This is a genomic window from Marinobacter sp. LV10R510-11A, from assembly GCF_900215155.1.
Taxonomy (GTDB): domain Bacteria; phylum Pseudomonadota; class Gammaproteobacteria; order Pseudomonadales; family Oleiphilaceae; genus Marinobacter.
In genome coordinates, this window is sequence record NZ_LT907980.1 from 1,868,433 (window position 1) to 1,880,028 (window position 11,596).

Annotated in this window: 12 protein-coding genes; all 12 read left to right on the forward strand. The window is 56.8% G+C overall.

Annotated elements, in window-relative coordinates; genetic code table 11:
* Positions 1-66: 66 nt before the first annotated feature.
* The 12 genes from CPH80_RS22000 to CPH80_RS09010 all read left to right on the forward strand — a co-directional run bounded on the left by CPH80_RS22000 (position 67) and on the right by CPH80_RS09010 (position 11,591).
* Positions 67-2,700, forward strand: coding sequence for a reverse transcriptase/maturase family protein (locus CPH80_RS22000; RefSeq protein ID WP_197703627.1), 2,634 nt, complete (start codon positions 67-69; stop codon positions 2,698-2,700).
* A complete protein-coding gene (locus CPH80_RS08960) occupies positions 2,690-2,866 on the forward strand; it encodes a hypothetical protein (protein ID WP_157746876.1) in 177 nt (58 codons plus the stop codon). The genes CPH80_RS22000 and CPH80_RS08960 overlap by 11 nt, the downstream gene beginning before the upstream one ends.
* Before the next feature lie 34 nt (positions 2,867-2,900).
* On the forward strand, positions 2,901-3,809 hold the full coding sequence (locus CPH80_RS08965; RefSeq protein WP_096277053.1) for a hypothetical protein: 909 nt from the start codon (positions 2,901-2,903) through the stop codon (positions 3,807-3,809).
* Between the two features lie 2 nt (positions 3,810-3,811).
* A complete protein-coding gene (locus CPH80_RS08970) occupies positions 3,812-4,369 on the forward strand; it encodes a hypothetical protein (protein ID WP_096277055.1) in 558 nt (185 codons plus the stop codon).
* A gap of 3 nt (positions 4,370-4,372) precedes the next feature.
* On the forward strand, positions 4,373-4,690 hold the full coding sequence (locus CPH80_RS08975; protein WP_096277057.1) for a hypothetical protein: 318 nt from the start codon (positions 4,373-4,375) through the stop codon (positions 4,688-4,690).
* Positions 4,691-4,900: 210 nt separating this feature from the next.
* Complete coding sequence (locus CPH80_RS08980) at positions 4,901-5,389, forward strand: DUF1441 family protein (protein WP_096277059.1); 489 nt, start codon at positions 4,901-4,903, stop codon at positions 5,387-5,389.
* The gene (locus CPH80_RS08985) at positions 5,386-7,434 is read left to right on the forward strand and encodes a phage terminase large subunit family protein (RefSeq protein WP_096277061.1); all 2,049 of its coding nucleotides are present in this window, start codon (positions 5,386-5,388) and stop codon (positions 7,432-7,434) included. Before CPH80_RS08980 ends, CPH80_RS08985 begins: the two co-directional genes overlap by 4 nt.
* Positions 7,434-7,643, forward strand: coding sequence for a phage head-tail joining protein (locus CPH80_RS08990; RefSeq protein ID WP_096277063.1), 210 nt, complete (start codon positions 7,434-7,436; stop codon positions 7,641-7,643). Before CPH80_RS08985 ends, CPH80_RS08990 begins: the two co-directional genes overlap by 1 nt.
* 1 nt (position 7,644) lies before the next feature.
* Entirely contained in the window at positions 7,645-9,081 is a 1,437-nt protein-coding gene (locus CPH80_RS08995) for a phage portal protein (protein ID WP_096277065.1), read from the forward strand.
* Positions 9,082-9,084: 3 nt separating this feature from the next.
* Positions 9,085-10,176, forward strand: coding sequence for a head maturation protease, ClpP-related (locus tag CPH80_RS09000; RefSeq protein ID WP_096277067.1), 1,092 nt, complete (start codon positions 9,085-9,087; stop codon positions 10,174-10,176).
* 15 nt (positions 10,177-10,191) lie between these two features.
* Complete coding sequence (locus CPH80_RS09005; protein WP_096277069.1) at positions 10,192-10,527, forward strand: head decoration protein; 336 nt, start codon at positions 10,192-10,194, stop codon at positions 10,525-10,527.
* 68 nt (positions 10,528-10,595) lie between these two features.
* On the forward strand, positions 10,596-11,591 hold the full coding sequence (locus CPH80_RS09010; protein WP_096277071.1) for a major capsid protein: 996 nt from the start codon (positions 10,596-10,598) through the stop codon (positions 11,589-11,591).
* The last annotated feature ends 5 nt before the right edge of the window (positions 11,592-11,596 follow it).

An 11,596-nucleotide genomic window follows, 5' to 3' on the forward strand; every position in this document is an offset into this window, starting at 1 on the left:
GGGCTATCAATATCATCGTTGCGCAACCAGGCATAACGGCCTCGTTGACGCGCTAGGAATTAAATAATGACAGCACTACTGGCAAACAACGCCACCTCAAAGTTAGCTACACCGTTAACGACTTCGGGCACGGTAGTTGCGCTTGAGAGCGGAGATGGCGTGATGTTCCCCGCCCCGTCGGGCGGTGACTGGCTTCCTCTCACACTGGAGGGAGATGGCACCTTGGAGGTGGTTAGGGTTACGGGGAGGTCTGGAGACTCCCTTACAGTAGAGCGGGCGCAGGAGGGCACTTCGGCGCAGGAGTTTTTGGCGGGCGATACAGCAGATCTCCGATTTACTGAAGCAGTGCATGCATCTTACATGCAGTCAGAGGAGCACCTTGCCGCAACTGACCCGCATACCCAATACCTCAAAGAGTCTGAGCTCCCTCACGCCCCTGCACTAATCGACGGCCTGCGCCGTTCAGTCGAAGCGGCAAGCGGCGGCCACATGACCGTATTTTACACGGCAAAGAATCAGCCTTCTTACTTTTTCAGACAACCAAAGTACCTTTGCGAAGACGTTGCGCCAGGCGGCGAACTCGGCACCGGCGTACACGAGGCCTTCAAATTCAGCGGAGTGGAAGATGCTGAAATATGGTTGGGCGCTTACGAAGGCGCAGCCCTAAACGGCGAAGGGGTAAGCCAGCCAGGCATCCCCGCCGGTTACTCCATCAACTACGACAGCGCCCGCGCCGCGTGCCAAGCGTGCGGCCCCGGCTTTGACCTACAAACCCATTGGGATTGGGCAGCCATAATGCATTGGTGCATGGCCAACGGCTTTGAGCCTCGCGGAAACACAAACTACGGCCGGCATCACGATGAGCGATTTGAAACCGGCACACGACAAGATAACGGCGCGCCCGGCAATAGCAGCGGCATCGGCAATATATTGCTCGGATCAGGCCCTGCAAGCTGGCGTCATGATGGCACCATGTCGGGTATTTCGGATCTTGTTGGCAATGTGTGGGAGTGGATGTCTGGCTTTAAAGCGGTGGACGGCAGAATATTCCTGTCTTCTGACAACGAAATTCCGGCAGAGTCTGCATACGTAGACAGCGGATTTGATATCTCTAGCAGCAACCCCTGGGCGTCGATGGATACAACGGGAGCAAGCGAACTTTTAAAGAGAGCAGGAATAGTTCCCAAGGGTATTAATGACCCGATAGGCCGACTCTACACTAACCTGTCAGGGGAACGGCTCCCGTTCCGTGGCGGCGCTCGCAGCAATTCCGGCAATGCCGGGCTGGGCGCGTTGAACCTCAACAACGCCCGCACGAATTCGAACTCGAATATCGGGTTTCGCCCCCGCTCTCAGTTCTTGTTGGGCCAGAAGTTAAAGGGCCAAGGCTTTTCATCCAGCGCTCAACTGAAAGGACGCCAGATCCACGGCAGGAGCCGAAAAATATTTAGAGCGCTGCGCGTAGTACCCGCAACGGGGAGGCCTGTAGCGCTCGCCCACTATTTAGAGCACGGCATGGCAAAAACCTTCACCGGTCTATTCGAAGAAATCACAACCTTTGAATCTCTACACGCAGCCTACCTCAGGGCCCGAAAGGGTAAGCGCAAAAGCTGGCCATGCCGGCACTTTGAGCGCGACCTGGAGTGCAATCTAATCCAGTTACAAAATGAGCTGATCTGGGATGAGTATCAGTGCGGCGGTTACATCATCTTTCATGTGACAGAGCCAAGGCGCCGCAAGATTACGGCGCTCATACTGTTCCGCGATCGCGTCGTCCAGAACGCCATCTTTGCTGCCATAGAGCCAATATGGGAAGCGCGATTCATTTCGGGCAGCTATGCCTGCCGCATAGGGAAAGGCACACACGCGGGCGCCAACAAGGCGCAAGAAATGCTGCGTCAATGCCTGAGAGAGCACGGCGAAGTGTTTGTTCTCAAGGCAGATATCAGCAAGTATTTCGCCAGCATTGACCACGAAATACTGCTTAATCTGCTGCGCCGCCGAATAGCCGATAAGCGCATAATGGCCGTGATTGAGGAAATCATCCGTAGCTACAGTGAGCCAGAAACACCCGGCAAGGGCATTCCGATCGGAAACCTAACCAGCCAGATGTTCGCCAACATCTACCTGGACGCGTTAGACCAGTGGATGAAGTGCCGCCGCCAGGAGCGCTGGTACGTGCGGTATATGGATGACTGGATCGTAGTGCATCCTGACAAGCGCCACCTGCAGGCACTGCGCATCGACGCCGAAGCATGGCTGGCCGACAACTTGGAGCTACAAACCAATCATAAAACTTTTGTTTTTCCTGTTCGGCACCACGGTGGGCGCGGCCTGGATTTCCTTGGCTACCACCTTTGGCCGAATGCCCGCAGGCTACGAAAGGCCAGCTTGCGGCGACTGTCTCGCCAGTTAAAAGAATGGCAGAGCGAGTACGCCAGAGGCCAGATTGACCTAGCCCATGTGCGCGAAAATTTACACAGCTGGACGAACCACGCCCGGCACGGCAACGCAGTACCAGCGGTTGCCGCCATGCTCAGAAAAGCAACATTCAGGAGACAGCACGGTGGATCCAATGCAACCGGAAGACGCAGTAGTCGAAACTCACGAAGAGTGGTCGCTAAGAAAGCGCAGGGAAAAGATGAAGGTCACGAGGTTTCAGGCGAAAGCAGCGTTGCTGCAGGCGGGCTTGCTGGATGATATTCAGGTGGCTATCGATGCATCAGAAGACCCGCTGATTGGCCTGGCATGGAGCGAGGCCGGCTTCGAACGGTTGAACCCATTTGTTATGCAGATGCAAGCGGCTATAGAGCTGACAGACGACCAACTTGACAATTTGTTTGATGCGGCAACAGGGGTTGTATAAACCTACTAACCTCAAAGGATGAAGGCGCAACACTATGCTCAATGCGGCGGTAAATGGCGGGGAAGTAAACACCAGGGCGGTAAATGGTTGGGCGGCTGGCCCAGACATTGACACGTTCAATCTATCTGCCGCATCCAGCTCAGACAACTGGTCAGCCGCGTGTGATTCAGTGGCTTCCATCGCCAGCTTCACGATTGCTTCCGATAATATGTACTCAATCGCAGCAGTCAACGCATCAGTAATCTCCGCTGCCAACGCTTCTGACACGACTGGAGATGGCCCGGTTGCCCTCGCTTCGCTTGAATCTGGCGCTACTGGTAGCACATCCGTTGACGCTCTGGCCTCGGCCTCTGGCGCACTGAATGCCGCCGCATCCGCTGGAGAGTCATGGTCTGCCCAGGCTCAGGTGTTGACTAATATGTTGTCCGGCGCGGAAAGCAGTGATGAAATCGCAAGGCAGACCGATTCTGCTATCAGTGCGGCGATTTCAGAAGGCTCGGCAGCATCCGATCAGTTTCTCGCAGCCCTTGAGTCAATCGCAAGCGTAATCGATGGAGCCTCTGCCGGTGACGCATACATAGCCGTTGTGACACAGCTGGCGGGCATTGCATCCGGTGCCATCGCCAGCGGCACCTTCAATGTTGATTTTGGATTCCAAGGCGCTATCCAGTCAGGCGCTATCAGCAGTGCAACTTGGCTGATTCTTGCAACGCTCACCGCTGAACTGTCCGACACCGTTACCGCCAGCGACCTGATGACTGCGCGGGCTACCGTGTCCGCTGGCATCGTTTCTGGTGCCATTGCATCCGATTCATTCGCAATTGTTAACGCCGGCATCCGCTACCTCGTCATGGGTGCGATAGTCCTCCGGTCAGCCCTCAGCTATTCGATCAACACGAAACCCGCTCTCTACCAAACTGTCACGATCAAGCCAGGACATTAATCATGAAAGACACCAGCAACGCACAAAACCACATGAAAGCAGTGGGAGCCGCCCCTACCTCCCTCCCCCTGGGTAACGCCGGGGCAATGGGTAACTGGAAGGCGGAGATCCGCGACCCTAACGGGGTGTTGATCGATGTTTGCGAGTGGCAAAACCTGATTGTTAATGCAGGTCTGAACCAGTTGCTGAGTGGTGGTCTCATCGGTGCCGGCCCTTGGTATATCGGCTTGACGGATGGATCACCTACCGTGGCCGCTGCCGACACTATGGCGTCACATGCTGGTTGGACAGAAGTTGCCGGATATGACGAGGCAGTTCGCCAGACCTGGAGTCCGGGCGCCGTTGCAAGCCAGAAGGTTAACAACAATGCCGCCGCTGCCGTGTTCACCATTACCAGTAACAGCACCTCCATTGGCGGTGCATTCCTCGCAGATAACTCAACCAAGAGTGGATCTACCGGCCTGCTATTCGCTGCCGGCGCATTCACCCAGGGGGATGTCATGCTGCCCGCAGGTTCTACGATAACCGTCACTGCTGAGTTTACCCAGGCGGCTGTGTAAGCAATGCGCATCTACTACCGGGAAAACAGCAGAGTCATCGAGCTGCCAGAACTGAAGGACCAGGATGGCAATGTCATCGCGGGTGCAACAGTCGAGGCAACTCTTACGCTGGAGGATGGCACCGCTGCACCAGGTGTAACCAACCCGGTAATTCTCTCCCCCTCTGGCGCTGGCCGGTATATCGGAATGGTGCCGCCAATCGATCTTCCGGATGGCACTCACATAATCGTTGAGGTTGTGTCTGTGTATTCAGGGATCAAAGCAACGAGCCGGGAGACGATGGTGGTTAAAGATCGGTCGTTCAATAAGGTGTCGCAGTGATGATGAACATTCCGATCAAACTTCTAGTCGTGATGTGGAGCCCAGTAAATCCGGGGCCCCTGGCACTTCGGCCAGCCCGCGGGGCCGGGGCAACCACGCGGTTTTCGGCAAATTTTCGGCCCCCCTGGGCCAACAGCAGCACCTCTCTGTAACCCTTACGGCCCCTGAAATACCCGCTGTTGACACTGTTGAAACCTGAGGTGACAAACCTTGGCTGAAATAAATCGGCTTGAAGATGCGTACAGCTGGAACCTGACGCGCCTGGCCGATGCCTTCGGCCTTCACCGGGATACGATCAGAAAGCGCTTGAACGCCGCCGGCGTCGTGCCATCTGGCACCCGAAATAACGCCAACGTCTACCGGTTAAAAGATGTGGGCCCGGCCCTGTTCGCGGACAGCTTTGCCGGTTCTGATGGTGATCCTGATGAGCTTTCGCCTCAGGATCGAAAGGCCTGGTACCAGTCCGAGAACGAGCGGATCAAGTTGGAGGTAGAGCTTCGCCAGCTGCTGAGTGCTGACGAGGTTCATCTTGAAATGAGCCGGCTTGCGAAGGCGGTAACCACGACCCTCGATAGCTTACCCGACATTCTTGAGCGGGATTGCAGCCTGACGCCAGAGGCGATTGAGCGAGTACAGGAAACAATGGATGCGCTGCGCGAACAGATGTACCTGCGAATCATCCAGGAAGACGAAGAATGAGTTCGCTTGCCAGTGCCTCCCAGATCAAGCGAGAGGTTGCTGAGCTTATAAAGCCCCCGCGCAGAATCCGGATCAGTGATGCCGTATCGGATCACATGATGGTGGTTGACGGCGGCGGTAAGATTTCCCCGTTCAAGGACGACCTGACTCCTTACATGACCGAGGCAATGAACTGCCTTTCCAGCAGGCTATACGATGCGGTTGTTTTCATTGGCCCTGCCCGGTCCGGGAAAACGATTTCATTGCTGGATGGCTGGGTTGCCTACGTAATCAGTTGTGACCCGGGCGATATGTTGATTGTTCAGGTCAGCGAAGAGAAGGCACGCGAGTACAGCAAAAAGCGGATAGACCGGATGCTCCGGAATTCGCCGAAGCTGGCTCCGCTCATGAGCCCGCACGGCCATGACAACAACGTTCACGACAAGACCTTTCGCGCCGGAAACTATCTCGGCATCAAGTGGCCCACGGTCAACGTGCTTTCTTCCTCTGATTACAGGTTCGTGGCGCTCACCGACTACGACCGGCTTGATGAAGACTTGAGCGGCGAAGGTGACCCATTCAGTCTCGCCTCGAAGCGGACACAGACATTTATGTCCTCCGGCATGACGCTGGTTGAGACATCTCCGGGCTGGGAGGTTACGGATCCGGACTGGAAGCGTGATCCAGCGTTCCCGCACCAGGCGCCCCCAACCAAGGGAGCCCTCGCGCTGTACAACCTGGGCGATCGCCGCCGGCTGTATTGGCAGTGCCCAAGCTGCGCGGAATGGTTCCAGCCAATACTTGAGAATTTCAACCTCGAAGCGGCGCACCCGTTCTGCCCCTCTTGCGGAACGATCATCGAGGGCGCGGACGCAAAAAGGAATCTGAACCGGGGCGGTAGATGGATTCAAGAAGGCTGCCACCTGAACGCCGAAGACGAATACAGCGGCCAGCCGCGAGCAAGCCGCATTGCATCGTTTTGGATGGAAGGCCCGGCCGCAAAGTTCCAGACCTGGGAGAACCTGGCATACAAACTACGCCAGGCCGAAGAGGTTTATGAGCAGACCGGCTCACAGGAAAAGCTGAAGGCCACCGTCAACACCGATTGGGGCCGCCCTTACCGGTACCGAAAACTTGAGAACGTGCGCAGCCTGGAGGTTATCCAGTCCCGCGCAGAAAAGCTCGGTGACCGCGAGGTGCCTGAGGGTGTGCGCTGCCTGTTCGCAGCCGTGGACGTCCAAGGAGGCAAGAAGCGCCGCTTTGTCATTCAGGTTGTTGGGTACGGCGAGCATGGCGAACGCTGGCTGATCGACCGCTACGCCCTGCGCAAATCTGACCGTGTTGATGAAGACGGCGAGAAGATGCGGATTGACCCGGGCGGGTACCCAGAAGACTGGGATCTGCTGATCAACTTCGTCATCTCTCGGCGGTATCCGCTGGCGGATGGTAGTGGCCGGGAAATGCCGGTTCTGCTGTCGGGTATCGACACTGGCGGCGAGGACGGGGTTACCGAAAACTCGTACCAGTTTTACCGGCGCTTGAAACGCCAGGGCCTGCACAGAAAGACCAAGCTGATCAAGGGCGGAAGTCGGCTGGGGGCTCCGAGGATTCGTGAATCATTCCCGGATAGCACCGGCCGTAAAGATCGGCACGCCAGCAGCCGTGGAGATATCCCCCTTTACATTCTGAACACTAATTTGATCAAGGACACAATCGCCAACTGCTTGGAGCGAGAAACGCCCGGGCCGGGCTACATACATTTCCCGGACTGGCTTGGGGAGTGGTTCTTTGAAGAGCTCACTTACGAGCAGCGAAACGTCCACGGAAAATGGGATAAGCCCGGCAAGGGCAACAACGAAGCCTTCGATCTCATGGGTTACTGCGATGCGGTGGCCACACTTCACGGTTACGACAAAATCAACTGGGAGTCTCCACCGCCCTGGGCCCGGCCATGGGATAGCAATTCAGAGATTCAATCTGACGGACGAGCGTCTGATTCGAAGAAGTCCACCGCACTGCCCGCGTCACGACAGCGCCGGCGGTCACGATTCAGGTTCCAAGGCTGATGGCATTTACTCAAGAAGACATCGAAGCGATCGATGAGGCGATTGCCACCGGCGTTCTGGAAGTTCAGTTCGCGGATGGCAAGCGCACCAGGTACCGGTCAATTAGCGAACTCGAACGGGCCAAGTACCACATCGAGAGCGTGATCACCAAAGCGCTCGGCAAGCGTCCGCGCCGTGGCGTCCGTATGAATGTGACCAAGGGGCTCTGATATGAGTAAGCCAAGAATCAGAGTTCAGTCCGGCCAGGTAATGACCACCCGAGCTCAGGCTTACGAAGGCGCTACCCATGGCCGCCGTGCCACAGGCTGGAACGCTCCCGCCAGTGGCCCCAATCGTGCGCTAAATGGCTCACTGAGCACGCTGAGAAATCGCGCCCGCCAGAGTTTCCGGAACAACGCATGGATCGAGCGGGCCATCACCCGCAACGTGGTCAACGAAGTCGGTACCGGGATTACCCCGATATTCGAATCAAGCCAGACTGATTTCAACGACTCCATAGCAAAGCTCTGGCTCCCATGGACTGGAATGTCAGCCCCAGATGGTGCGCTGGATTTCTATGGGCAGCTTGCCCAAGCCGTTCGTTGCCGCCGCACCTCAGGCGAGGTGTTCATTCGATTGCGCTCACGCCCCGCCTCTTTCGGGATGACAGTTCCTGTGCAGCTGCAGATCATTGAGCCGGATCACGTACCTGAAACACTGAATCAGGATCTGAAGAACGGCAACCGAATTATTGCGGGCAAGGAGTTCAACAAGCGAGGCCAGTTCGTCGCGGTCTGGATGTATCCGGAGCATCCGCAAGATGCGGGCATGATGGCACTGAACCGGCTTATCCGGATTCGGGCGAGCCAGATCATTCACCATTACTCGCCGCTTCGCCCAGGCCAGGTTCGGGGGGAGCCAGACATTGTTCAGTCACTACTGCGCGCCAAAACATACGACAGCTATGAAGACAGCGAACTTGTACGCAAAGAGACCCGCGCGCCCTTCACAGGGTTTCTGCAAAAAGACTACACCAACGACCAAGACTGGAACTTTGACCCCATCACCGGCGAGCCGGTAGCTGATGACGATCCACTGCCTGAGGTGAATGCCCAGCCCGGAACCATCCTAACCGGTGCGGCCGGCGAAAAGATGAACCTCTTTGATGGGGATAACACCGGCTCCGGATACAGCGACTTCCAGCGCCAACAGCTACTTTCCATCGCTGGCGGCGCGAAGTCACTATACGAACTGGTCACCGGTGACTGGTCGAACATCAACGACCGAACCTATCGGGCCATGATTACTGAATATCGCCGCGAGATCGAGACAGCTCAGGATCACCTGACCATCCATCAGATCTGCGAAAGGGTCGGCTTCTGGTTTACAGATGCGGCCGTGCTCTCCGGAGCAATTCGCGCCCCTGGTTATGCCGACAAGTACGACGATTACAACCGCCGTGATTGGCGCACCCAGCGCTGGCCGCACATTCACCCAACCCAAGACGTGGCCGCGACGGTTAAAGAGATTGAAAACGATCTTGAAAGCCTGGATGCAGCCGTGGCCAAGCGCGGATATCGCGCCGTTGATGTGCAGCAAGCCAACGTCACAGCCAAAAAACGCAAAGCCGACATGCTCAAAACAGCGGGCGTCACCGAAGAGGAATAAACCATGCAATGGTTCAAAGCACAGGCTTCCGGAGATCGGACGGCCAAGGTAATTATTGACCGAGCGATCGGCTCCGATTGGGCGCCAGATTGGATATCAGACTTTACCGGCGAAAAGCCCGCCCGGGAATTCATTGAGGCAGTGGAAGCGCTTGGCGAGCTGGATCGAATTGATCTGGAGATCAACAGCCCAGGTGGTGACGTAGCTTCTGGCGTGCGGATCATGAACTACCTCAAAAGCCATAACGCTGAGGTACACGTTAAGGTCACCGGCATGGCGGCCAGTATCGCCACCATCATCATGCTGGCGGGAGACACCCGCACCATGGGTATCGGCACCAGTGTCATGACTCATCGTGCATCTACGCTGATGGTCGGCTTCTACAGTGCCAAGGAAATGGAAGAGCACTCCAAGGGAATCGGCGCCATCGATGCCTCCTTGGTTGAAGCCTATGTCGCCGGTACCGGGAAAACGGCAGACGAGATAAACGCCCTGCTCGATCGCGGTGACGTTTACATGGGTGCTGACGAGGCCATCGAATGGGGCCTGGCTACCCACAAGGACGCCAAGCTGAAAGCCGTTGCCAGCGCCGACCCAGCCCAGTTCAAGCAACAGCTCGAAATGCAGGGCCAGATCCGCGCGGCCAAAGCTGAGGCAGAAGCCGCCACGGCTCTTGTCACCATTAAGGACGAGGCAATCACGGCGCTCGGCTCCCAGATTGACGACATCACCAGCCAGCTCGAAGCGCTCCGCAATCCGACAGCAGCAACAGCGGACCAGGTGATCGATCTCTGCGCTACCGCTGGCTTGGAATCGCTGGCGGTTGCCATGTCAAAAGAGAAGCTTCCGATTGCGACCGTTGAGGCTCGAATCCGGATGGCGAAGGACGTGGAGGACATCGCCAAGGCGTCAGGCGTTGACTCCGAAATTATGCTCAAGCACCTGAACGATCCAACCCAGATGATCCGGTCTGCTATCGCTGAGGCGAAAGCTTTGGCAGATAAAGACTTGGATCATCATCACGCGCCCGGCCCGGGCAACAGCAAGCAGCCTGACTTCAAAAAGGCTTATTCCCAACTGAATAATCAAGCATAACCCTGGAGGTTATATATGAGCACTGCAACAGTCCGTGCCGGTGAATTTCTGGTATCAGAAGCTAACGGCGAGCGTTCCCGCGAAAGCGTCACCTTGACCGGCGGGCCTTACCTGCCAGGCCAGGTACTTGGCGTTGTCACCGCATCCGGCAAGCACACCGCCTACGCATCCGGCGCCACAAACGGCACCGAGACAGCAGCAGTGGTTCTCTACGGCCCTGCTGATGGTTCTGCCGCTGACGTGTCCGCTGCGGTTATCGCCCGGGATGCAGAGGTTTCCGAAGTATTGCTGACCGGCGCTGACGCCGACGCAATCGCCGATCTGGCCGCTGCCGGCATCATTTCCCGCTAACCAGACCTAACCGCTTAAACGGTTCAGCCCACAGCCGCTGAAACGAAACTGAAATCAGGAGTTCTACCATGGCTACACTTGATATTTTCAATGATGACGCGTTCAGCCTGCAATCGCTGACCGCCGCCATCATGGAAACACCACACGTTCCGGGCCGCCTTGGCGCCCTGGGCCTGTTCAACAACGAAGGCATTAACACCACCCATCTCAGCATCGAGAAGGATGGCGCAACCCTGGCACTGGTTCCTGCAGCGGATCGCGGCGCGCCCGGGCTGGTTGTGAATGAAGATCGCCGCAGCTTGATTCCGTTCAACACCTTGCACCTGCCACAGCGCTCTACGGTAATGGCTGACGAGATCCAGAGCCTGCGGGCGTTTGGTACCGAATCCGAGGTAGAAGCGGTTGCAAACTATGTCGCGAAGCGGCAGGCGAAGCATCGCCAACAGCTGGACGCCACCATGGAGCACCTGAAAATTGGCGCTGTGAAGGGCATCATCATGGACGCAGACGGATCAACCCCGCTGCTGAACACATTCACCTCGTTTGGTATCTCTCAGGTTACCCACTCTCTGGTGTTGGGTACCGCTGGCACCAAGGTACAGACAAAAGTTCTGGAGCTTCTCGATAAGATCGAGGATGAGCTTAAAGGTGTGTCGTTCACGGGCGTTCGCGTGGTTTGCGGCCGCACCTACTTCAAGAACCTGGTAGGCCACGACTCTGTGAAAGAGGCTTATGCCCGCTGGCAGGATGGCGCAGCTCTGCGCGACGATGTACGCGGAGGCTTCGAGTTTGGCGGCTGCACCTTTGAGCAGTATCGCGGACAAGTGGGCAGCACTAAGTTCGTGGCTGACGGAGAGGCGTATGCCATTCCCGAGGGCGTGCCCGATCTGTTCATTGGTCGCTTTGCTCCAGCCAACTACATGGAGACCGTTGGCACCAATGGCCTGCCTTACTACACCAAAGCAGAGCCGCTGGCGATGAACAAAGGGATGGCGCTGGAATCTCAGTCCAACCCACTGTTCCTGTGCACCCGTCCCAACGCAGTTGTGAAGCTGACCGGCTGATCTCT